23 protein-coding genes and 1 pseudogene are annotated in these 23571 nt (G+C 59.7%); 10 read left to right on the forward strand and 14 right to left on the reverse strand.

Going from position 1 to position 23571, the window contains the following annotated elements:
* Positions 1-89 precede the first annotated feature (89 nt).
* The 10 genes from U862_RS0104280 to hmpA form a co-directional block, all read right to left on the reverse strand.
* The gene (locus U862_RS0104280; RefSeq protein ID WP_025109259.1) at positions 90-404 is read right to left on the reverse strand and encodes a DNA-binding transcriptional regulator; all 315 of its coding nucleotides are present in this window, start codon (positions 402-404) and stop codon (positions 90-92) included.
* Positions 401-745, reverse strand: a complete 345-nt coding sequence (locus U862_RS0104285; protein ID WP_029977453.1) for a hypothetical protein — start codon at positions 743-745, stop codon at positions 401-403. Before U862_RS0104285 ends, U862_RS0104280 begins: the two co-directional genes overlap by 4 nt.
* A gap of 126 nt (positions 746-871) precedes the next feature.
* Positions 872-1759 (reverse strand): heme o synthase, encoded by an 888-nt coding sequence (cyoE, locus tag U862_RS0104290; protein WP_025109260.1) that lies wholly within the window; start codon positions 1757-1759, stop codon positions 872-874.
* Between the two features lie 10 nt (positions 1760-1769).
* Entirely contained in the window at positions 1770-2105 is a 336-nt protein-coding gene (gene cyoD / locus U862_RS0104295; protein WP_025109261.1) for a cytochrome o ubiquinol oxidase subunit IV, read from the reverse strand.
* The gene (gene cyoC, locus U862_RS0104300; RefSeq protein WP_003227982.1) at positions 2105-2728 is read right to left on the reverse strand and encodes a cytochrome o ubiquinol oxidase subunit III; all 624 of its coding nucleotides are present in this window, start codon (positions 2726-2728) and stop codon (positions 2105-2107) included. The genes cyoD and cyoC overlap by 1 nt, the downstream gene beginning before the upstream one ends.
* Positions 2729-2731: 3 nt before the next feature.
* Positions 2732-4759, reverse strand: a complete 2028-nt coding sequence (gene cyoB / locus U862_RS0104305; RefSeq protein ID WP_025109262.1) for a cytochrome o ubiquinol oxidase subunit I — start codon at positions 4757-4759, stop codon at positions 2732-2734.
* 3 nt (positions 4760-4762) lie between these two features.
* Positions 4763-5704 carry a ubiquinol oxidase subunit II gene (gene cyoA, locus U862_RS0104310; protein ID WP_025109263.1) on the reverse strand — a complete coding sequence of 314 codons (942 nt, stop codon included), beginning with the start codon at positions 5702-5704 and terminating at the stop codon, positions 4763-4765.
* An 825-nt stretch (positions 5705-6529) separates the two neighbouring features.
* Positions 6530-7039, reverse strand: a complete 510-nt coding sequence (locus tag U862_RS0104320) for a disulfide bond formation protein B (RefSeq protein WP_025109264.1) — start codon at positions 7037-7039, stop codon at positions 6530-6532.
* 25 nt (positions 7040-7064) lie between these two features.
* Positions 7065-7625, reverse strand: coding sequence for an ester cyclase (locus tag U862_RS0104325; protein ID WP_025109265.1), 561 nt, complete (start codon positions 7623-7625; stop codon positions 7065-7067).
* 217 nt (positions 7626-7842) lie between these two features.
* On the reverse strand, positions 7843-9024 hold the full coding sequence (gene hmpA, locus U862_RS0104330; protein ID WP_025109266.1) for an NO-inducible flavohemoprotein: 1182 nt from the start codon (positions 9022-9024) through the stop codon (positions 7843-7845).
* Positions 9025-9188: 164 nt separating this feature from the next.
* Here hmpA and norR point away from each other — a divergent pair, with 164 nt between their 5' ends.
* From norR to U862_RS0104355, 5 genes are all read left to right on the forward strand, one after another.
* Positions 9189-10745: a nitric oxide reductase transcriptional regulator NorR gene (norR, locus tag U862_RS0104335; RefSeq protein WP_025109267.1), complete on the forward strand. Its 1557-nt coding sequence runs from the start codon at positions 9189-9191 to the stop codon at positions 10743-10745.
* A 176-nt stretch (positions 10746-10921) separates the two neighbouring features.
* Positions 10922-11824, forward strand: a complete 903-nt coding sequence (locus U862_RS0104340) for a chemotaxis protein CheV (protein ID WP_025109268.1) — start codon at positions 10922-10924, stop codon at positions 11822-11824.
* Positions 11825-11851: 27 nt separating this feature from the next.
* Positions 11852-12310, forward strand: coding sequence for a GNAT family N-acetyltransferase (locus U862_RS0104345; protein ID WP_025109269.1), 459 nt, complete (start codon positions 11852-11854; stop codon positions 12308-12310).
* Positions 12311-12457: 147 nt separating this feature from the next.
* On the forward strand, positions 12458-12784 hold the full coding sequence (locus tag U862_RS0104350) for a hypothetical protein (protein ID WP_025109270.1): 327 nt from the start codon (positions 12458-12460) through the stop codon (positions 12782-12784).
* An 83-nt stretch (positions 12785-12867) separates the two neighbouring features.
* The gene (locus U862_RS0104355; RefSeq protein WP_025109271.1) at positions 12868-13617 is read left to right on the forward strand and encodes a YkgJ family cysteine cluster protein; all 750 of its coding nucleotides are present in this window, start codon (positions 12868-12870) and stop codon (positions 13615-13617) included.
* A gap of 140 nt (positions 13618-13757) precedes the next feature.
* On the opposite strand, the gene U862_RS0104360 is transcribed toward U862_RS0104355, so the two are convergent.
* The 4 genes and pseudogenes from U862_RS0104360 to U862_RS0104370 form a co-directional block, all read right to left on the reverse strand.
* Complete coding sequence (locus tag U862_RS0104360; protein ID WP_371262556.1) at positions 13758-14861, reverse strand: methyl-accepting chemotaxis protein; 1104 nt, start codon at positions 14859-14861, stop codon at positions 13758-13760.
* A gap of 204 nt (positions 14862-15065) precedes the next feature.
* Positions 15066-15347 (reverse strand): annotated as a pseudogene (locus U862_RS31370) (PAS domain-containing protein); the annotation flags it as partial.
* 149 nt (positions 15348-15496) lie between these two features.
* Entirely contained in the window at positions 15497-15736 is a 240-nt protein-coding gene (locus U862_RS0104365) for a hypothetical protein (protein ID WP_025109273.1), read from the reverse strand.
* 111 nt (positions 15737-15847) lie between these two features.
* The gene (locus U862_RS0104370) at positions 15848-16153 is read right to left on the reverse strand and encodes a type 1 fimbrial protein (RefSeq protein ID WP_025109274.1); all 306 of its coding nucleotides are present in this window, start codon (positions 16151-16153) and stop codon (positions 15848-15850) included.
* Positions 16154-16758: 605 nt separating this feature from the next.
* Between U862_RS0104370 and U862_RS0104380 the strand changes: the two genes are divergently transcribed.
* From U862_RS0104380 to U862_RS0104400, 5 genes are all read left to right on the forward strand, one after another.
* The gene (locus U862_RS0104380; RefSeq protein ID WP_025109275.1) at positions 16759-17916 is read left to right on the forward strand and encodes an efflux RND transporter periplasmic adaptor subunit; all 1158 of its coding nucleotides are present in this window, start codon (positions 16759-16761) and stop codon (positions 17914-17916) included.
* A complete protein-coding gene (locus U862_RS0104385) occupies positions 17913-21026 on the forward strand; it encodes a multidrug efflux RND transporter permease subunit (protein ID WP_025109276.1) in 3114 nt (1037 codons plus the stop codon). The genes U862_RS0104380 and U862_RS0104385 overlap by 4 nt, the downstream gene beginning before the upstream one ends.
* 9 nt (positions 21027-21035) lie before the next feature.
* Positions 21036-21713 carry a heavy metal response regulator transcription factor gene (locus tag U862_RS0104390; protein WP_025109277.1) on the forward strand — a complete coding sequence of 226 codons (678 nt, stop codon included), beginning with the start codon at positions 21036-21038 and terminating at the stop codon, positions 21711-21713.
* Positions 21703-23067, forward strand: a complete 1365-nt coding sequence (locus tag U862_RS0104395) for a heavy metal sensor histidine kinase (RefSeq protein ID WP_025109278.1) — start codon at positions 21703-21705, stop codon at positions 23065-23067. The genes U862_RS0104390 and U862_RS0104395 overlap by 11 nt, the downstream gene beginning before the upstream one ends.
* A 153-nt stretch (positions 23068-23220) precedes the next feature.
* On the forward strand, positions 23221-23442 hold the full coding sequence (locus tag U862_RS0104400) for a hypothetical protein (protein WP_025109279.1): 222 nt from the start codon (positions 23221-23223) through the stop codon (positions 23440-23442).
* The last annotated feature ends 129 nt before the right edge of the window (positions 23443-23571 follow it).

Genomic DNA, 23571 nt, shown 5'->3' on the forward strand with positions numbered 1-23571 from the left:
TGCGGCAATATCGCAACCTGTCGCCCTGAACGACAAGCCCCGCGACTCTTTAGAATCGCGGGGCTTAAGGATGTATATCAACGAACAATCTAAACAGCCCCTAACCGCTCAACCATATCAGGGAATTTCTCCACCAAGCGGATCAACAATGCCGCCTGAGCATTGGGCTTTGACTTTTCCTGTTCCCAATTTCTCAATGTGCTTGGGCTGGTCCTGATTCGCTTTGCAAATACCGCTTGTGACATGTGCAATTTTTCACGCAGAGCAACGATCTCTTTAGCACCAACCTCGGGAACCGGCTTGTCCTCGACGACTGTATTGCGCAACGTAATTTTACCTTCGCGATGGGCGGCCATCTCTTCAACGCCCTGCATCAATTCCGCAAACAGGTCGCGCTTTTTCATGGGGTACCTCGTTTTTTCAACTCTATTTCAATGGCTTTTTTGAGCGCCTTCTCTTGCTCGGCGGACAGATTCTCAAGCTCATCTTTGTCATAAATCGCAAACATCCAAAACTGACGATCATTCATAAGCCAATAGTAGATAACCCGCAAGCCGCCTCGTCGGCCTTTGCCACGTCGGGCATCAGACCAGCGTAATTTTCGGAAGCCACCCGTTCGCGGCATTACGTCGCCCGCCACTGAATTGCACTGCAGATAGCACTGCAACTCCCGATACTCATCGTCCGTCAGATAACGACCAACGCTCGCGGCAAATACTGTGGTTTCAAAAAATACGGTTCGCATTGGCGAAATATAGGCAACTTACCTATAGCCAGACTATCAACAAATTCGAATTTTGATAAACATTCGATCAACAAAAAACCCCGCACATCTCTCAATGTGCGGGGTTTTTCTTGAGGCCATCAAGCCTTACGGCGCGTACGTCAGCAGCAGCTCGGCCGGCACCTTGAAGTCCAGGGACATCATGACGCTCAGTGCGGTGATGGTGAAGATCGAGAACACGAACAGCTTGCGTGCCCAGACCGTGTCATCCACCGCCTTGTAGCCGGTCCAGGCCATGTACAACCAGTACATGCCCATGGCCGCTGCAACGGCGAGGTAGCTCATGCCGGCGTAACCGCTGAAAGTCAGCATCAAGGTCGCCACGAGGAACGCCAGGATGTAGAGCAGGATGTGCTTCTTGGCCACTTTGATTCCGCGCTTGACTGGCAGCACCGGAATCGATGCGGCCAGGTAGTCGTTGAAGCGGAAGATCGCGATGGCATAGGAATGCGGCATCTGCCACAGGCTGAACATCACCAGCAGGGTCAGTGCGGCCATGTCGAAGCTGTTGGTTACGGCAACGTAACCGATCACTGGCGGCATGGCGCCCGACAGACTGCCCACCAGCGTGCCGTGAACCGACTTGCGCTTGAGGTACAGGCTGTAGAAGCCGACGTAGATGATGAAGCCGATTACCGCGAACAGGGCGGCCAACGGGTTGGCCACTTTGTACAACAGTGCAACGCCGAGAACACCAAGGATGGTCGCGTAGACAAGGGCCAGTTTCAGGGAGATCAAGCCCTGCACCAGCACCCGGTTCTTGGTGCGTTCCATCTTCAGGTCGATGTCGCGGTCGATGCAGTTGTTGAACACGCAACCGGAGGCCACGACCAGGGAAGTGCCGATCATGGCGGCCAGGAACACCGCCAGATCCACATGCCCTTTCGAGGCCAGGAAGAACCCGCCTGCCACAGAAAGCACGTTACCGAAAATGATCCCCGGTTTGGTGATTTGGATAAAGTGCTTGAGCGACATCGGGTCTACCTCACTTCGCCATCATGTACGTGTGGATGCTGAACATGATCCACAGCGACAGGCCAACCAGCAGCAGGATCACGATGGCCGTAAAGACAAACGCGATCACGTTGTTACGCTGCGCCACGGAGCGGTCCAGGTGCAGGAAGTAGTACAGGTGAACGATCACCTGGATTACCGCGAACAGCAGGACGATTGCCAGCGTGGTCGACTTCGGCAAGGTCGGGAACATCACCAGGCCGAACGGGATGACGGTCAGGATCACCGACAGGATGAAGCCAATGGCGTACGACTTTACGCTGCCGTGGCCAGCATCATGGCTGTCATGGGAGTGTGCATTAGCCATTACAGAGTCCCCATCAGGTAAACAACGGTGAATACGCAGATCCACACCACGTCCAGGAAGTGCCAGAACAGGCTCAGGCAGCTCAGACGGGTCTTGTTGGTCGCCGTCAGGCCGTGCTTGTTGACCTGGTACATCATGATGCCCATCCAGATCAGACCTGCGGACACGTGCAGACCGTGGGTACCGACCAGGGTGAAGAACGCCGACAGGAAGCCCGAACGGCTAGGACCGAAGCCCTCGGAGATCAGCAGGTGGAACTCGTTGATCTCCATGGCGATGAAGCCTGCGCCGAGCAGGAAGGTCATGAACAACCAGCCCAGGACCTGCTGCTTTTTACCTTTGTACAACGCCAGCATGGCGAAGCCGTAGGTGATCGAGCTGAACAACAGCAGAGCGGTTTCGCCCAGCACGTATGGCAGTTCGAAGATGTCGTGGCCCGACGGGCCACCGGCAACGTTGTTTACCAGTACTGCGTACACCGCGAAGATCGACGCAAACAGAATGCAGTCGGTCATCAGGTAGAGCCAGAAACCGTATACGGTCATCTCGCCCGAGTCGTGGTGATGGTCATCGTGCCCATGGTCACCATGGGCGTGTCCAACATTGGTCACTAAGTTCGACATGGTTTAAGCCTGTTCCAACGAGGTTACACGGGTGGCATCAGCCGGGATTTTCCCTGCCGCGACCAGACGCTTGTGCTGCTCGGCTTCGATGCGCTCGATCGTTTCAACCGGAACCATATAGCCCTGGTCGTCACGTGCGGCGTGGATCACGAAGTAGATGACAGTGCCGGCCAGGCTGGCGATCGCCAACCACCAGATGTGCCAGATCATCGCGAAACCGAAGACGGTCAGCAGTGCGCCCATGACCACACCGGTAGCGGTGTTGTTCGGCATGTGGATCGGCTCGTACTTGGCCGGAGTCTGGTACGCAGTACCGTTTTCCTTGGCTTCGGTGAACGGGTCGATGCAGTCAGCCTTAGGCAGCACAGCGAAGTTGTAGAATGGAGGTGGCGACGAGGTCGACCATTCCAGAGTGTGCGCATTCCACGGGTCACCGTGATCGCAAACGTTTTCTGGCTTCTTGCGGTCGCGCACACTGACGTACAGCTGGATCAGTTGGCAGGCGATACCGGCAGCGATCATCACCGCACCGAACATGGCAACGTACAGGTACGGTACCCACTCAGGGTTGGTGGTGGCGTTCAGACGACGGGTCATGCCCATGAAGCCCAGTGCATAGAGCGGCATGAACGCAACGAAGAAGCCCGAGATCCAGAACCAGAACGCTGCTTTACCCCAGCCTTCGTGCAGCTTGAAGCCGAACGCTTTCGGGAAGTAGAAGCCGAAACCTGCGATGTAGCCGAATACTGCGCCGCCGATGATCACGTTGTGGAAGTGCGCGATCACGAACAGGCTGTTGTGCAGAACGAAGTCAGCACCCGGGATGGCCAGCAGTACGCCGGTCATGCCGCCGATGGCGAAGGTCACCATGAAGCCCAGGGTCCACAGAACCTGGCTGGTGAAGCGCAGACGGCCCTGGTAGATGGTGAACAGCCAGTTGAATAGCTTCACACCCGTCGGGATGGAAATCAGCATCGTCGCCAGACCGAAGAAGGCGTTGACGCTGGCACCCGAACCCATGGTGAAGAAGTGGTGCAGCCAAACCATGAAGCCCAGTACCGAGATCGCGCCCGAGGCGTAGATCATCGAGTGATGGCCGAACAGTTTCTTGCCGGTGAACGCCGAGATCACTTCCGAGAAGATGCCGAATGCCGGCAGGATCAGGATGTAAACCTCAGGGTGGCCCCACGCCCAGAACAGGTTGACGTACATCATTGGATTGCCACCAAGTTCATTGGTGAAAATGTGGAAATCCATGTAACGGTCAAGGGTCAGCAGTGCCAGGGTAGCGGTCAGGATCGGGAACGAAGCCACGATCAGAACGTTTGCCCAGGTGCAGGTCCAGGTGAAGATCGGCATGTCCATCAGTTTCATGCCAGGGGTACGCATTTTCAGCACGGTCGCGAGGAAGTTAACCCCCGTCAGCGTCGTACCTAACCCGGATAGCTGTAGCGCCCAGATGTAGTAGTCCATACCCACGCCAGGACTGTATTGCAGACCCGACAGCGGCGGATAGGCAACCCAACCGGTCTTGGCGAATTCGCCGACGCCCAGGGACAGGTTGATCAGCACAACGCCGGATACCAGCAGCCAGAAGCTCAGGGAGTTCAGGAACGGGAACGCAACGTCACGCGCGCCGATCTGCAGCGGCACTGCAAGGTTCATCAGGCCGGTGAAGAATGGCATCGCCATGAAGATGATCATGATCACACCGTGAGCGGTGAAGATCTGGTCATAGTGTTCAGGTGGCAGGTAGCCAGGCGAACCTTCGGTGGCCATGGCCAACTGGGTACGCATCATGATGGCGTCGGCAAAACCGCGCAGCAGCATGACCATGGCGACGATGATGTACATCACGCCGATTTTCTTGTGGTCGACCGACGTCAGCCACTCGGTCCACAAATAGGTCCACTTCTTGAAGTAGGTGATTGCAGCGAACAACGCCAGACCACCGAGCGCGATCATGGAGATGGTAATCATCACAATCGGTTCGTGGAACGGGATCGCTTCCCAACTTAATTTACCAAACATCGTTTACTCCTCTGCACCGGCAGCTGAATGCGAACTCGAGTCCACTTCCGTGGCCGCCACTTCTTTCTCTTTCTTCTCGTGCTTCAGCGGCTTGCCCGGCTTCATACCTTCGTACTTGTCGACGATGATCTGGAACTGGTTCGGCGTGACCGAGGAGTAGAGCTCGACTGGGTTGTTCTGGCTCGGCTTGGCAAGGGCTGCGTATTCAGCTTGATCAAGCTGTTTAGGTGACTTCTTGACTTCACTTACCCAGGCGTCGAAATCTTCCTGGGAAGTTGCGATCGCTTTGAATTTCATACCGGTGAAACCGGCACCGCTGTAGTTGGCGGAGATACCGTCCATTTCAGCGTTGCGGTCAGCGATCAGGTGCAGTTTGGTCTGCATGCCCGCCATCGCGTAGATCTGGCCGCCCAGGCCCGGGATGAAGAACGAGTTCATCACGGCGTCGGAGGTGATCTTGAAGTTGATTGGCGTGTGCGCCGGGAACACGATCTTGTTGACCGTGGCAATGCCTTGTTCCGGGTAGATGAACAGCCACTTCCAGTCCAGCGCGACCACTTCGATGGTCACCGGCTTGACGTCAGACTCGATCGGACGATACGGGTCCAGCTTGTGGGTCGAAATGTAGGTGATGTAACCCAGGGCAATGATGATCAGAACCGGGATGGTCCAGACTGCCACTTCGATTTTGGTCGAATGCGACCATTTCGGGGTGTAGACGGCATCCTTGTTGGACGCGCGGTACTTCCAGGCGAACAGGAAGGTCATGACGATAACCGGCACAACGACCAACAGCATCAGCAGCGTGGCGGTGATGATCAGGTTGCGCTGTTCCAGGCCGACCTGGCCCGTTGGATTGAGCAGGGTCATGTTGCAGCCTCCCAGCAACAACGTGCCGAGCAGCGGCACTAGGCCTAGTAATCTGGGGTACCTGTTTTTACTCATCTCACGACCTCTAAAGCAGCTTGCGCAATGCAGTTGGGTTTTGATCGCCAACACTTCACCCTGCCAAGGGTTGGCATTTTCTTTGGATTGAATAAGGGCCGCCCGTCGCGCGTCAGACGCTCGACAAAACCTGGGACAGCGGTCAGTTCTTATTCGAATTCGTGGTCAAAGGCCTTGTTACAGACCAATTCCATTTGGTGCGGAAAGTTGGAAGGCACCGACACCTGGGTGTCTTGAGAGCCTTTCGACTCACTCGACACCCGACTTCCTGCTCGCCTCCTTAATAAAGGCTGAACAGTGCCGGGAATTCAGTGCGGGCGATTGTAGATAGGTAGCGCCCTATACACCATGTCTTATCCCGAAATAATTTTTATCGCCCAGAGCAACAATCCATCACCGTTTTTGCAAAAGTTCCGCATGTTATCGAAATCAATTCTCAACAAAAACACCAAAAAATGTAGGTCTATCCACCTCAGTTCAGACAGCTCTGAGCGATTTTTCCCAGCGCCGAATCGGCGCAAACCCCGATATTCCAAGGCCTCTGGCCATCTGCCAGAGCTTGTTAAAACTGCCTGATCTGGCACACGCGTGCAAAACCAGAAAAATGCCGAAACAGACCAATCCTTTTTTGTAACAACGCAGCGATCCGTGTCGGCGAAATGCCCTGCGACAGGGCGCGTGTGACAACATGTCGCACACCTGTCGCACTCTCCGTTGCCGTTCGTCACGGTGATTTCACACACACTCTGAAATGCAAAACGCCCCGATCGGCTGATCCGCAAATCGGGGCGTTTTCTGTATCGGCCAATCAGCCGAAGAGTTGATTCAGCGCAGTGCTTTTCGGTTACGCGAGGTCAATAGCGGCACCAGGATCACCACCAGCACGAAGGCCACCAGTGCCCACTGCGCCAGCGACAGACCGAGAATCGGCGGGTACGGCGTCGAGCAGAAACCGTCGACCTGGAAGCCCAGCGGGAAAATCTTCGCCAGCGGCAGGTCGTCGACAATTGGCTGCAACACATCGATGCCGCAGCTCACCGCCGGATAGAACTGGGTGTACACATGATGCCCGGCGACACCGGCGCCGGCGATCGCACAGATCACCACCAGCACTTCGAACACCGTGATGCTGCGTCGAGTGCGCATGGCCGCGCCAATAAAGGCGAACAGCGCGATCAGCAGCAATGCATAACGCTGCAGGATGCACAGCGGGCATGGCGCCTCGCCCAGCACGATCTGCATGTACAGCGCGCCACCAATCAACGCCAGGCAGATGATGCCCAGCAGCACCAGAAAGCGCCGCTCACGTCCCAGTCGAATCGTTTCCTCGCTCATCGCGTTTCCCTTGTATGTCCATGGTTCAGCTGGCCGGCGGCTGCGCTTGCAGTTGCGCCATCAGGCTGATGTTGTCTTCGATATGCCAATTGGCCGCGATGCGACCGTTGTCGATCTGATAAATATCGGTTGCCCGGAAGTCTACACGCTGGCCCTGCCCTTTGAGAGCCTTGAACGTACCGCTGAAGTGCCCGCGAAAGTGCAGATGCACCACCACGCGATCACCGGCGACGATCATTTGCTCGATCTCGCAACTCAGGTCCGGCACCGCCGTGCGAAAGAACTTCGACGCCAGCAACGGCCCGGTCGGCCCCTGCACCCGACCTTCGGGCGGTGTCTTGTCGACAAACTGCGGCGACAAGGCTGCCGTGGCCAAGGCCTCTTCTCCACTGTTCCAGAAACTGCCATAACGCCGCGCCGCCAGTTCCATGGCTTCACGTTGTACCTTGGGCAGGCTTTGATCGACGATCAGGCTCTGCGGTGTGATCAAGGCTGATTCGGCGAAGGCAACAGGACTGGCCAGCAACGCAGCCGACAGACCCAGCGTTACCAGGCTCAAACGAGAAGAGAAGATGATGTGCGACATGGGGCGATCCTGATCAGTTGAACAAACGAGCGCCTATCATCAGCATCGGGGAATAAACGATAAACCGGTTAAGAAACGATTAACCTTTAAACAGAATTTAAGAATCAGCACCGTATAACGGCCTTCGCGAGCAGGCTCGCTCCCACAGGATCTGCGTTCGACGCCAATCCAATGTGGGAGCGAGCCTGCTCGCGAATGAAGGCAACTCGGTGCTGGATTATTCCAGGGCAGAAGCCGGCCCAAAGAACTCATAACGACTCTGTTTCTCCGGCACGCCCAGTGCTTTCAAATGGCGCTTGATCGCGCCCATGAAGCCCTTCGGCCCTAAGAAGTAAGCGTCGACATCACGCTGCGCCGGCAACCACTCGCCGAGCAACTCCTGACTCAACATCCCGACCTTGTCCGCCGCCGGGCTTACGCCGTCGTCTTCGGCGTAGCAATAGAAGCGCTTGAGTTGCGGATGACGCTCGGCCAAGCCATCGATCCAGTCGCGGAACGCATGCACGCTGCCGTTACGCGCGCAGTGGATAAAGTGCACCGGGCGCTCGGTTTCCAGTGCCGCTTCGAGCATCGCCAGGGTCGGGGTGATGCCAACACCACCGCTGATCAGCACCAGCGGTTTGTCGCTGGCGGTCAGGGTGAACTCGCCCGATGGCGGGAACAGCAGAATGCTCGCCCCGACATGCAGTTGATCATGCAAGTGGTTGGACGCACGACCACCCGGTTCGCGTTTAACGCTGATGCGGTACTGACCGTTATTGGCCAACGCCGACAGCGAGTAGTTGCGACGGACTTCTTCGCCGTCGAGGACCAGTTTCATGCCGATGTACTGACCCGGCTCTGCGGCCAGGATCGGACCTTTATCCGCCGGCTCGAAGTAGAACGAGATGATCTCGGCGCTCTCTTCGACCTTGGCCGCAACGATGAACTCCCGCGCCCCGCGCCAGCCGCCGACCGCCTGCTCTTTCTGGTCATAGATCGCAGTTTCAGCGCCGATCAGGATATCGGCCAGTTGCCCGTAAGCGGCGCCCCACGCGCTCATCACTTGCGGTGTGGCGATCTCGTCGCCGAGCACTTCGGAGATGGCACGCAGCAGGCACGAACCGACAATCGGGTAATGCTCCGGCAGGATCTGCAGGGCCACGTGCTTGTTGATGATCTTCGCCACCAGATCGCCCAACTGGTCGAGCTGATCAATGTGCCGGGCGTACATCAACACGCCATTGGCCAGGGCGCGCGGCTGGTCGCCACTGGCCTGGTGCGCCTGATTGAACAGCGGGCGAACTTCAGGGTATTCAGAGAGCATCATGCGGTAGAAGTGAGTGATCAGCGCTTCACCGCCGCTTTCCAGCAGGGGAACGGTGGATTTGACGATGGCACGATCCTGGACGCTAAGCATAAGGTTGACTCCTGAGCTTCTTTGAAAAGTTGCCTTAGACTTATCAGTTTTCGTGCCAAGTAATTTATCCTTATAAATCAATGATATGAAATTAATGTAGTCATAATGACGCAAGCAGCCTTATAGTCATCTCGACTACATCTTGTCTCTTTGACTACAAAACCATGACCGCCAAATCCCTGCTGACCGCTCTACTGCCGCTGGTCGCCGACCTGTCCCGCGAACTGCCCGAAGGCGAACGCTACCGCCGCCTGCTCGACGCCATGCGCGCCCTGCTGCCGTGCGACGCCGCCGCGTTGCTGCGTCTGGACGGTGAATGGCTGGTGCCGCTGGCGGTGGACGGCTTGAGCACCGACACCCTCGGCCGGCGCTTCAAGGTCAGCGAACACCCAAGATTCGAGATCCTGCTGGAGGGCGCCGGGCCGACCCGGTTCGCTGCCGACAGTGACTTGCCTGACCCTTACGATGGATTGGTTGACGGCCAGGGCGATCATCTTGAAGTGCACGACTGCCTCGGTTGCCCGCTGTTCGTCGATGAAAAACTCTGGGGCCTGATCACCCTTGACGCCCTCGACCCGGAGCGTTTCGAGCCGATCGAGCTTGATGCCCTGCAAGCATTCGCCAGCCTCGCCTCGGCCACGGTCAACGCTGCCGAGCGCATCGAACGCCTGGCATTGCGCGCCGAGGACGAGCATCAGCGCGCCGAGGTCTACCGTCAGGCCAGCGGCCAGCAGCAACGCGAAATGATCGGCCAGAGCAAGGCGCACAAACGGCTGGTCGAAGAAATCAATCTGGTCGGCGGCAGCGACCTGACCGTGCTGATCACCGGCGAAACCGGAGTCGGCAAGGAGCTGGTGGCGCAGGCGATCCACGCGGCCTCCCCGCGCGCCGACAAACCGATCATCAGCCTCAACTGCGCCGCGCTGCCCGACACCTTGGTCGAGAGCGAACTGTTCGGCCATGTGCGCGGCGCCTTTACCGGCGCCACCAGCGACCGGCGCGGCAAGTTCGAACTGGCCAATGGCGGCACGCTGTTTCTCGATGAAGTCGGCGAACTGTCGCTGACTGTGCAAGCCAAGTTGCTGCGGGTGCTGCAAAGTGGCCAGTTGCAACGGCTCGGTTCGGACAAGGAGCATCAGGTCGACGTTCGTCTGATCGCCGCGACCAACCGCGATCTGGCCGAAGAAGTGCGCAGCGGCCGCTACCGCGCCGACTTCTATCACCGTTTGAGCGTGTACCCGCTGCGAGTACCGGCGCTGCGCGATCGCGGGCGCGACGTGTTGCTGCTCAGCGGCTTCTTTCTGGAACAGAACCGCTCACGCATGGGCCTCAACAGCCTGCGCCTGAGCAGCGACGCCCAGGAGGCGCTGCTCGCCTACACTTGGCCGGGCAACGTGCGTGAATTGGAGCACCTGATTGGCCGCAGCGCACTGAAGGCGCTGGGCAACTGCAAGGTGCGGCCGAAGATTCTCAGCCTGAATGCGGCAGATCTGGATTTACCGCGCGAGGTTGTGGATAACTCGCCCGCAACTTTCACTGACTTGAATACCGCGCCGTTGCCGATCGGCGACCTGCGCAGTGCGACCGAGCAATATCAGCGGCAGTTGATCAGTGCAGCCCTGGCGCGTCATCAGGATAACTGGGCAAGTGCGGCGCGGGAGTTGGGGCTGGATCGGGCGAATCTTGGGCGGATGGCGAAACGGCTGGGCATAAAAAGCTAAAAGCACCCTCTCCCGGAAGGAGAGGGCTGGGCGGGCGGCGCTCCGATGAGGGGCTTTGGATCTGACGCCACCCGACAACGGACCTAAAGCCCAACCTTTTGACGCCGATAACCCGGCATCAATAGTTTCTGGCGATTTGCATCCTCGCCCATCACCTTTTTCCACAGAAGGTTTATATGTCTTCCACCAAAGCCCGCGCAGATTCACTTTCGCTTCTGCTGTTTACCTTGCGCAGCGGCAAGCTGATGGCGATCAACCTGCTGAAAGTCAGTGAAATCATCCCCTGCCCGCCGCTGACCAAGCTGCCGGAGTCGCACCCGCACGTCAAAGGCATCGCCACCCTGCGCGGCGCGTCGCTGTCGGTGATCGACCTCAGTCGCGCCATCGGCGAACGGCCGCTGGAAGACCCGAACGGCGGCTGCCTGATCGTCACCGACGTCAGCCGTTCGAAGCAGGGTCTGCACGTGCAGGCCGTGAGCAAAATCGTCCATTGCCTGACCACCGACATCAAACCACCGCCGTTCGGCTCCGGCGGTTCACGCGCCTACATCACCGGCGTGACCTCGGTTGACGGCACGCTGGTGCAAGTGCTCGACATCGAGAAAGTCATCCACAGCATCGCCCCGGCGCAGATCGAAATGGCTCCGACCGATCTGAGCATGGAAGACGCCGAAGTACTGGGCAATGCGCGGATTCTGGTGGTCGACGACAGCCAGGTGGCGTTGCAGCAATCGGTGCACACCCTGCGCAATCTCGGCTTGCAGTGCCACACCGCGCGCAGTGCCAAGGAAGCCATCGATTGCCTGCTCGATCTGCAAGGCACCGCGCAGCAGATCAACCTGATCGTCTCCGACATCGAAATGTCCGAGATGGACGGCTACGCCTTCACCCGCACCCTGCGCGAGACCCCGGACTTCGCTCACCTCTACGTGTTGCTGCACACCTCGCTCGACAGTGCGATGAACAGCGAAAAAGCCCGCCTGGCTGGCGCCAATGCGGTGCTGACCAAGTTCTCTTCGCCAGAGCTGACCCAGCGCCTGATCGAAGCGGCCAAACACGTCGCGGCCAACGGTCACTGAGTCTTGACCAACAAGTACTGTTTCCTGATGCGGCGCGACCTGCGCCAAGACGTGCCGCCGACTCATTGGCCGGATGGTGTTGAACTGAGCACCTACCGCCCGCAACTGGCGTCGGCCGTGCATCTACTGATGCAACTCGGCTACCGCGAAGGCGGCGGTCGCGTGCCCGCACTGGACGAGTGGCAACAACGGTTTGAAAGCGACCCCGAATACGATCCCGAACTGTGCTTTATCGCCCGCGATGCCGAAGGCGTGGTCGGCGTGGCGCAGTGCTGGACCAGTTCGTACATCAAGAATCTGGTCGTGCATCCGCGCATGCAGGGTCGCGGCCTGGGGCGGGCGTTGCTGCTCAATGCGTTCAAGGTGTTTCAGCAACGCCGTGAAGGCTTTGTCGATCTGAAGGTGCTGGAGGACAACCTGCGGGCGCAGCGTTTGTATGAAAGTGCCGGGATGTATGTGGTTCGCCGGGAAATGGTGCCCATCTGATCTACCGCCTTCGCGAGCAAGCCCGCTCCCACAGAGGAAACGCATTCCAAATTGTGGGAGCGGGCTTGCTCGCGAAGAGGCCGGCTCAGGCAACTTCCAACCATCAGGCATACTCCAACCTTGGCCAAACCCCAAGGATGCCCCGCCATGAAAGCCCTCACCCTAAGCCTGCTCTGCCTCACCGCCCTCGCCTGCCAGGCTCACGCCTCCAGCCCCGACGCCTGGGCCGCCTACGACAAAACCGTGCTCGCCAGTTGCACCAAGGCCAGCGGCCTCAAAGACGCCAAACCCGTCGGCACACCCGCGCAATTCGATGACCGCGTTGGCTACACCGCCGTATTGCTGCAAGGCCAATACCCGCAAAAACACATGAAAGGCCAGCAAGGCACCGAGCTGTGCCTGTACAACAAAAAGTCGAAAACCGCGTTCGTCACCGAATGGGACTCGATCCGCCCAAGCGCCAAGGCGCAGTGAATGGCGCATAACTTGCTTCGATCCGGTCCTGCATGGCGGCTTTACGTCGCCGTTTCACACCTTGATTGAAGATTGATCGTTCGATGAATACGACGTTTTCCTGCGTCGGTTGCGGCAAATGCTGCACCGACCACCATGTGCCTCTGACCCTCGCCGAAGCCCGCATGTGGGCAGCGGATGGCGGGCAGGTGATCGTGCTGGTGGAGGCTTTTCTCGGCAACGGCCTGGGTTTGCCGGCGCAGCAGCGTGAACACGCCGAACGACGTTCGGTGGTGGTGCGCAGCGGCTCGACAGATGTTCACGTGGCCATTACTTTCGCTGCCTACAACGTCGGTCGCTGCCGGAATCTTGACGAAGACAACCGGTGCCGCATCTACGAACGCCGGCCGCTGGTGTGCAGGATTTACCCGGCAGAGATCAACCCGCACATCCCGCTCAACCCGGCCGCCAAGGATTGCCCACCGGAGTCGTGGCAACAGGGGTCATTGCTGATTGTCGGTGGCGAGTTGGTCGATCAGGAACTGCTGGAACTGATCCAGCGTTCACGCCAGGCCGATCGGGATGACATCCGCACCAAGGATGCGATCTGCGCCGCGCTGGGTATTCGCACCACGGCGCTCAAGGGCGATGGGTTTACCGCGTACTTGCCGAACATGAGCGCGTTTGCGGCGGTGATCGATCAGGTTTCTGCGCAACCGCTGAGTGAAGCGTGCAGCGAATGGCTGTTTCATTTGTCCGGTGATGATGTCGCCGGGCAGTTGGTGGCGGCCGGGGCGCAGGTGGTGACGGAGCCGGCGCAGACGTATGCGTTTATTTCTCTGCGCGCGGCTTGATCCGGAATTTGGAGTGGCCGCAATGGCCCCTTCGGGAGCAAGCCCCCTCCCACAAGGATCTGAGTTGTACACAGAATAAGTGAGCAACCGACAGACCTGTGGGAGCGAGCCTGCTCGCGAACAGGCCGGCCCAGGCAACCTCAATCCCGAACCTGCCGCTGCCCCCAGAATTCCCGCGCCAGCAACCTCAAATCCCCCGCCAGCCCCGCCACATCCTCAGAATTGCGCTGGCTCTGCCGTCCCTCATCCACCGTCAATTCGGACGCCGTGCGGATGCTGACGATATTACGGTTGATGTCTTCGCTCACCGCGCTCTGCTGCTCCACGGCGGCGGCAATCTGCAGGCTCATCTCGGTGATCTGCTCGACCCGCTCGCTGATCCCGTCCAGCGCCCGCGCCGCGCGTTGCGCCTGTTCGACACTGTTATCCACATGCTCGCTGCTCTGTTGCATCACCAGCACCGCGTCCCGCGCGCCGTTCTGCAAGGTGCTGATCATCCGTTGAATCTCGTTGGTCGACTGTTGCGTGCGTTGCGCCAACCCACGCACCTCATCGGCCACCACCGCAAACCCGCGCCCGGCATCTCCGGCCCGCGCCGCTTCGATCGCGGCATTGAGCGCCAGTAGATTGGTCTGTTCGGCGATGCTGCGGATCACCTCCAGCACCCCGGAAATCTCAGTGCTGTGGCCTTCGAGCTGATGGATCACTTCGGTCGCTCGCGCCAATTCTTCGGCCAGGCGCAGTACCGCGCTGCGGCTTTCACCGACCAGCAAATGTCCCTCACGGGTTTCCGTCCCGGCCATGTCAGCCGCCACCGAGGCCTGCTGCGCATGGCTGGCGACCTGCGCCACACTGGCGGCCATCTGATGAATCGCCGCCGCCACCTGATCGGTTTCGGCCTGCTGGGCCAAGGAGCTGCTGTGGCTGCTTTGCAGGTGATCAACCAATTGCGCCGCGTGCCCGGCCAACTGTTGCGACGCATCACCAATACGTCCGACCACCGCGCCGACCTGAGCTTCGAGCATCTGCAGGGCGAACTCGATCTGGCCAATTTCATCGCCACGCCCGGTGTAGATGTTCTGGCTCAACGGATTGTCCGCGATCTGGCGCGCCCGCTCGGTCAGACGCTCCAGTGGCCGCAGGATCCAGCGCACGCCCAACGCGCAGAGACTGCTACCGGCGACAAACGCCAGCGCATCGATCCACACAGACTCCGGACGCAACCAGGCCTCGATCCCCAACACCAGCCCCAGCAACGCACTGGCCAACGCCGTGATCCTGCCGCGCAAACCGAGACGCGGCAGTGGCCGCCGCCCCTTCAATTCACCGCGCAACTGCGCATACGCCCGCTCCGCCGCCGCCACTTGCCGCGTGTCAGGCCGGGTACGCACCGACTGATACTCCACCGCCACGCCATTTTGCGTGACCGGCGTGACATAAGCGCTGACCCAGTAGTGATCGCCGTTCTTGCAGCGATTCTTCACCAGCCCCATCCACGAGCGCCCGCGCTTGAGCGTCTGCCACATGTGCGCAAACGCCTGCGCCGGCATGTCCGGGTGACGCAACAGGTTGTGTGGCGTGCCGAGCAATTCCTCACGGCTGTAACCGCTGATCCTGATGAAATCGTCGTTGGCGTAGGTGATCGCGCTGGTCAGATCGGTGGTCGAAAGAATGTTCGCGTCCAGCGCCACATCGACGTTACGGCCGGTTACCGGGAGATTGATCTTCATGGAAAGCGCGCTCGTTTTATTGGAAGAGTCGGCAGGGCTGCTGACTCTAAGCGCACCAATTGGTTAACTATTGATCTGGCTCAGGATCTGAGCACTTAGCCATCACTGCGACCGAAAATCGCAGTCGATGGCCAAAGGCGGGATTTGACTCAGCGCTTGCCCATCGAACGACGGGTCCCCGGTGGCGCCATGCCCGGGGTTTTGGTGTGGCCGTTCTTGGCGCCGTTCTTGTACCACGGCTGGTTGGAACCCTTGGCAGCCGCCAGCTCACCCGGTTTGAACGGGAACTTGAAAGCCGGGATCTCGGGTTTGGTTTCGCTGGCGTCGGCAAGCTCGGCCGGGACATCGCTCACGGCGTCGTCAACCGGCGGTTGGATCGGGGAAGTCATAGAAGCTCCGCAAAGCAAAAAGTCGGGCCCGAACAGTGAGCCGCGAAGGCGCGCAGTATACCTGCGCGCCCGGCCTCGGCACCTGAAGATTTGCAGCGCACGCCGAACGGTTTACAGGTAGGTGATGGTGACGATGCCTTTGTCGGTTGAGGTCTTCAACGGTTCATACGACATGGAAACCGGCAGCGCCTGATGGCTGCAAGCATTGTGATACGTGTCTACATCGACGTTCACACCGGGCTTGATTTCAACCCGACGCGATTCAGTGGAAGACAATGCCCCGGCTCGCTCAACTGCACAGCCGGAATCGACGATTTGCCCGGTGAAACGGATCTCGCCGGATTGACTGCCAGGCGCGGCGAACGCAGTGAGTGGAAGCAGGAGAAGCACACACGGCATTGCGATTTTCAGCTTCATGACCAGACACTCCCGATGTGAGGCCCAGCGAAACCCGGGCTACACACTGTTTATCCGCGCACGGGGCTGGATCTTGAGAAGCGTAGTCGGCAAATGAGTCCCTAACTAAGAATGATCGGTCCTTTTTTTGGGGACGGTTACGCCGCCATCCCGAGCCAGCTCCCTCCCACAGGTGGAATCCGTTTCTCTGTAGGAGTGAGCCTGCTCGCGATGAACGATGACGCGGTGTTCGGACGGATTACGTGTGCGAGCCAGCCCGATCCAGCGCCCGGTTCACCGCCAGCTCGGCGCGCATGACGATCTGCTGGATCGCCAAGGCAGTGCTGGCCGGGGTTTGGATTGGGTGCACTCAGTTGGAGATGGGTCGTCTGGCAGGCCGCCTTCGCGAGCAGGCTCGCTCCCACAGTTGGATTTGGCGTATTCAGTTGGAGAGGGTCGGCTCACAGGCTGCCATCGCGAGCAGGCGAAGGCTATACCCACGCAGCAACGGATATCGACACCCGACGAAACTGACAGCGCTGACAGCTAGCCGTCACCCTCCTGACCCCCAAACAAGTTTATAAAGACCCAACCTGCCCAAACTCCAGCCCCTGGCGCCCCATCGCATGCGAATCCAGAAAAACAAAACCCTGCTAGCCCTAGTGATCGCCCTGGCCGCCGCAGGCATATGGTGGGCAAGCAAACCCGCCCCGAGCAAACTGGCAACCCCGACCGCCATCCCGGTCCGCGTCGTCGCCGTCAGCGTAAAAGACGTCCCCCGCTACACCAGCGGCATCGGCTCCGTACTCTCACTGCACAGCGTCGTCGTACGCCCACAGATAGACGGCATCCTCACCAGAATCCTCGTCAAAGAAGGCCAACTCGTCAAAGCAGGCGACCTGCTCGCCACCATCGACGACCGCTCAATCCGCGCCAGCCTCGACCAGGCCCGCGCGCAACTGGGCGAAAGCCAGGCACAACTGCAAGTCGCCCTGGTCAACCTCAAACGCTACAAACTGCTCAGCGTCGACGACGGCGTCTCCAAGCAGACCTACGATCAGCAACAAGCCTTGGTCAATCAATTGAAAGCCACCGCCCAAGGCAACCAGGCCTCCATCGACGCCGCACAAGTTCAGCTGTCCTACACGCAGATTCGCTCTCCGGTCACCGGCCGTGTCGGTATTCGTACCGTCGACGAAGGCAACTTCCTGCGCATGACCGACGCCGCAGGCTTGTTCACCGTGACCCAGATCGACCCGATCGCCGTCGAGTTCTCCTTGCCCCAGCAAATGCTGCCGACCCTGCAAGGCCTGATCAACGATCCGCAGCGGGCACAGGTCAAGGCCTACATCGGCGCCGACACCGACGGCGAAACCGGCAACCTGCTCGGCGAAGGCCACCTGACCCTCATCGACAACCAGATCAACGCCAACACCGGCACCATCCGCGCCAAGGCCGAGTTCGACAACGCCAGCCAGAAGCTCTGGCCGGGCTTGCTGGTGACGGTAAAAATTCAGACGGCGCTGGACAAGGATGCGTTGGTGGTACCACCCACTGTCGTACAACGCGGCCTCGACCAACACTTCGTTTACCGGGTGAATGGTGACAAGGTCGAAGCCGTACAAGTGCAGATGGTTTATCAGGGCAGCGGCCAGGACATCATCAAAGGTGTGAAGGCCGGTGACGTGCTGGTCACCGACGGCCAGTCGCGGCTCAAACCCGGCTCCACGGTGCAAGTCATGACCGAGCCGGCGCAGGTGGTGCAAGCGGAGCCGAAACCATGAAGGAACACAAAGGCGTCTCCACCTGGTGCATCGATCACCCGGTCGCGACGATTCTGCTGACGATCGCGCTGGTGCTGGTCGGTGCGATTGCCTTCCCGCGCTTGCCGATTGCGCCGCTGCCGGAAGCGGAATTTCCGACGATTCAGGTTTCGGCACAGCTGCCCGGCGCCAGCCCCGACACCATGGCCTCATCCGTGGCCACGCCGCTGGAGGTGCAATTCAGCGCCATCCCCGGCATGACCCAGATGACCTCCAGCAGTGCGCTCGGCTCAAGCCTGCTGACCCTGCAATTCACCCTCGATAAAAGCATCGACACCGCCGCCCAGGAAGTACAAGCGGCGATCAATACCGCCGCCGGCAAACTGCCCAAAGACATGCCGACGCTGCCGACCTGGAAGAAGGTCAACCCGGCCGACAGCCCGGTGCTGATTCTCAGCGTCAGCTCGACACAAATGCCCGGCACCGAACTCAGCGATCTGGTGGAAACCCTGCTCTCACGTCAGATCAGTCAGATCGACGGTGTAGGCCAGATCAACATCACCGGTCAGCAACGTCCGGCGATCCGCGTGCAAGCCTCGGCCGACAAACTGGCAGCAATCGGCCTGACCCTGGCCGACATCCGTCTGGCGATCCAGCAGACCAGCCTCAACCTGGCCAAAGGTGCGCTGTACGGCGAATCGAGCATCTCCACGCTGTCGACCAATGACCAGTTATTCCACCCCGAGGACTACAGCCAACTCATCGTTTCCTACAAGGATGGCGCACCGGTTCACCTGCGCGATGTCGCCAAAGTGGTCAACGGTTCGGAAGATGCCTACGTGCAGGCCTGGGCCGGCGATCAACCGGGGGTGAACCTGGTCATCTCGCGCCAGCCGGGGGCGAACATCGTCGAAACCGTGGACCGTATTCAAGCCGCCCTGCCCGGCCTCGAAGCCATGCTGCCGGCCTCGGTGCAGGTAAAAACCCTGATCGACCGCACCCAGACCATCCGCGCCTCGCTGCACGAGGTCGAGATCACCCTGTTGATCGCGATCCTGCTGGTGGTGGCGGTGATGGCGCTGTTCCTGCGCCAGTTGTCGGCGACGATGATCGTGTCGGCCGTACTCGGCGTGTCGCTGACCGCCAGTTTCGCCCTGATGTACCTGCTCGGTTTCAGCCTGAACAACCTGACGCTGGTGGCGATTGTCGTTGCAGTCGGGTTTGTCGTGGACGATGCGATTGTGGTGGTGGAGAACATTCATCGGCATCTGGAAGCCGGCGACGGCATGCGCGAGGCCGCCATCAAGGGCGCCGGCGAGATCGGCTTCACCGTGGTCTCGATCAGCTTCTCGCTGGTGGCGGCGTTCATTCCGCTGCTGTTCATGGGCGGCGTGGTCGGGCGGCTGTTCAAGGAATTCGCCCTGACCGCGACGTCGACCATCATGATTTCCGTGGTGGTGTCGCTGACCCTGGCGCCGACACTGGCGGCGCTGTTCATGCGCAAACCGGTGCATCACGCTCACGACAAATCGGGTTTCAGCGAACGCCTGCTCGGCTGGTACGAAAAAGGCCTGCGCCGCGCCCTTGCCCATCAAAAATTGATGATCGGCGTGTTCGGCCTGTCGCTGGCGATGGCGATTGCCGGTTACATCTTTATTCCCAAGGGCTTCTTCCCGGTACAGGACACCGGCTTCGTCCTCGGCACCACCGAAGCCGCTGCGGATATCTCCTACGGCGACATGGTAAAAAAACACCTGGCGATGGCCGAAATCGTCGCCGCCGATCCCGCCGTGCAGGCGTTTTCCCACTCGGTGGGTGTGTCCGGCAGTAACCAGACCATCGCCAACGGCCGCTTCTGGATCGCCCTGAAAAAACGCGGCGACCGCGATGTCTCGGCCAGTCAGTTCATCGACCGGATTCGTCCGCAGCTGATGAAAGTCCCGGGGATCGTGCTGTACCTGCGCGCAGGGCAAGACATCAACTTAAGCTCCGGCCCGAGCCGTGCGCAGTACCAATATGTGCTCAAGAGCAATGACGGCGCGACCCTCGCCACCTGGACCCAGCGCCTGACGGAAAAGCTGCGCAGCAACCCGGCGTTCCGCGATATTTCCAACGACCTGCAACTGGGCGGCAGCATCACCCACATCAGCATTGATCGAAGTGCAGCGGCGCGTTTCGGCCTGACCGCGAGCGATGTCGACGAGGCGCTCTACGACGCCTTTGGTCAGCGGCAGATCAATGAATTCCAGACCCAGGTCAACCAGTACAACGTGATCCTGGAACTGGACACCCAGCAACGCGGCAAGGCCGAAAGCCTCAACTATTTCTACCTGCGTTCACCGCTGAGCGGGGAAATGGTGCCGCTGTCGGCACTGGCAAAATTCGATGCACCCACCATCGGCCCGCTGTCGATTGCCCATGACGGCATGTTCCCGGCCGCCAACCTGTCGTTCAACCTCGCGCCCGGCGTGGCGTTGGGTGACGCGGTGATTCTGCTCAATCAGGCCAAGGCCGAAATCGGCATGCCGACCGCAATCAGCGGCAACTTCCAGGGCGCGGCCCAGGCGTTCCAGAGTTCGCTGGCCAGTCAGCCGTGGCTGATTCTCGCGGCGCTGGTGGCGGTGTACATCATTCTCGGCGTGCTTTATGAGAGCTTCGTGCATCCGCTGACGATCATTTCGACGCTGCCGGCGGCCGGGCTCGGGGCGGTGATCATGCTGTGGATCTGCGGCCAGGACTTTTCGATCATGGCGCTGATCGGGCTGGTGCTGCTGATCGGTATCGTCAAGAAAAACGGTATCCTGATGATCGACTTTGCCCTCGAAGCGCAGCGCAATCGTGGGTTGCCACCGCAGGACGCGATTTACGAGGCGTGCATTACGCGGTTCCGGCCGATCATCATGACCACCCTCGCCGCCCTGCTCGGCGCCCTGCCGCTGATGCTCGGCTATGGCACCGGCGCCGAACTGCGCCAGCCGCTGGGGATCGCGGTGGTGGGCGGTTTGCTGGTCAGCCAGATGCTGACGCTGTTTACCACGCCAGTCATATACTTGTGGCTTGAGCGGCTGTTTCACCGACGCTCACACCCAGAAGCATCATCGCCCCCACCGGCACTGGCGACCACAGACTGAGGCAGGGTCATGCGCGTTCTGATTATCGAAGACGAGGAAAAAACCGCGGACTATCTGCACCGCGGTCTGACGGAACAGGGTTACACCGTGGACCTGGCCCGCGACGGCGTCGAGGGCCTGCACCTGGCGCTGGAAGGCGACTATGCGGTGATTGTCCTCGACGTGATGTTGCCGGGCCTGGACGGCTTCGGCGTGCTGCGTGCGCTACGTGCACGCAAGCAGACTCCCGTGATCATGCTCACCGCCCGCGAACGGGTCGAAGACCGGATCAAGGGCCTGCGTGACGGCGCGGACGATTACCTCGGCAAACCGTTTTCCTTCCTCGAACTGGTGGCCCGCCTGCAGGCGCTGACACGGCGCAGCGGCGGCCATGAACCGGTGCAGGTGAGCATCGCCGACCTGTGGATAGATTTGATCAGCCGCAAGGCCACTCGCGCCGGCACGCGGCTGGACCTGACAGCGAAAGAGTTCTCGCTGCTCAGCGTATTGGCACGGCGTCAGGGGGAAATCCTCTCGAAAACCGCGATTGCCGAGATGGTCTGGGACATCAATTTCGACAGCGATGCCAACGTTGTCGAAGTCGCGATAAAACGCCTGCGCGCCAAGCTCGACGGGCCGTTCGACGAAAAACTGCTGCACACCATTCGCGGCATGGGTTACGTGCTGGAGAGCCGCGGTGTCCAGTAATTCGATCGCCCTGCGCCTCAGCGGCATGTTCACGCTGGTGGCGCTGCTGGTGTTTCTGTTGATCGGCGGCGCGCTGTATCAGCAGGTCGACAAGGGCCTGGGCCTGCTGCCGGAGGCCGAGCTGGATGCGCGTTATAGCGTGCTTGAATCGGCCCTCAACCGTTACGGCACACCCGAGCATTGGATGAAGATCAACGCCAAACTCAAGCTGCTCGGTGAGGAAGACAAGCGCATCCATTTTTGGGTGGTCAGCGGTGATCCCGGTTACGAGTATGGCGAGCCGGACGCCCCGATCCGCGCCTTCGCCAAAGGCCCGACGGGCATGCATGACCTGCAGTTGCCCGACCACCCCTATCCGTTGAAAGTGCTGCTGACCGAACTGCCGGCCAAGGATCAGCGCCCGCCGCTGCGGTTCATGATCGGCATCGACACCGAGACCTTCCACGAGACTCAGCACAACTTGCTGATCGCCTTGGTCAGCCTGGCGATTATCGGTGTGCTGATGGCGTCGGCATTGGGTTACTGGGTCGCGCGGATCGGCCTCAAACCGCTGATCAAACTGTCCCACGAAGCCCAGCGCCTGGCGCCGCCACTGCGCGCCGGACGCTTGCGGATGTCACCGTTGCCGCCGGAGCTCGAGCAGTTTGTCGAATCGTTCAACTCAACCTTGGAACGAGTCGAACAGGCCTATTCGCGACTGGAATCGTTCAATGCCGACGTGGCCCATGAACTGCGCTCGCCACTGACCAACCTGATCGGCCAGACCCAGGTCGCACTGACGCGCGGGCGCTCCGCCGAACACTACTTCGAAGTGCTGCAATCCAACCTCGAAGAGCTGGAACGCCTGCGTTCGATCATCAACGACATGCTGTTCCTCGCCAGCGCCGATCAGGGCAGCAAGGCGACCAAACTCACCGAAACTTCATTGGCCGATGAAGTCGCGACCACGCTGGAGTACCTCGACTTCATCCTCGAAGACGCGCAAGTGCAGGTGCACGTGAGTGGTGATGCCCAAGTGCGCATCGAGATCGCGCATTTGCGTCGGGCGTTGATCAATCTGCTGAGTAACGCCGTGCAGCACACCGAGCCTGGCAAGGTGATCGAAGTGCGCATCGAGGTTGCAGAACATCAGGTCAGCATCGGCGTGGCCAACCCGGGATCGCCGATTGCCAGCGAGCATTTGCCGCGGTTGTTCGAGCGCTTCTATCGGGTCGATGCGTCACGCAGCAACAGCGGCAATAACCATGGGCTGGGGCTGGCGATCGTCAAGGCGATTGCGCTGATGCATGGTGGCGATGTGTTTGTGCACAGTGATCGGGGGATGAATACCTTCGGGATTCATTTGCCGGTTTGATAGCCCTCCCCCTGCCCCTCTCCCGTTGGGAGAGGGGGCGATCGTTGCTGTTGCTGTAACAGTCATTTATGAAAATCATGCTGTTTCCCAACGCCCGGCAACTTTATCTTTGCCCGCACCAAACAGCACTTGCCAAGCAAGAAGGTTTTCAAGATGTCCAACAGTATGGGTATTGCCAGCGCGTTCGTTTTGTCCTCATTGATCCTGTCGCCCATGGCGATGGCTGAAGAATCGCAGTCGTTCGTAGCGCAGAATGCCGCTCGCGCTCACGCATTCGAACAGTCTCAGGCAGACGTGATGGCCAAGTCGCAAGACGCATCGCAAGCCCCTCAGGCCGCCACCTCCCAAGCTCAAGCGTCCGAGAAAGACAGCTGAGTCGCGCACCGCGAAAAATTTTCCCTCGACGCGGTTGTTTGGCTCTTCCCGTTCAACCGTCGTCATTCCAGGCCGCTGCCTTTCAGCGGCCTTTTTTCGTTGTGGTCTGAAAGCTGTTTGGTTCGTCTG

The organism is Pseudomonas sp. H1h (genome assembly GCF_000633255.1).
In the GTDB taxonomy this organism is placed as follows: domain Bacteria; phylum Pseudomonadota; class Gammaproteobacteria; order Pseudomonadales; family Pseudomonadaceae; genus Aquipseudomonas.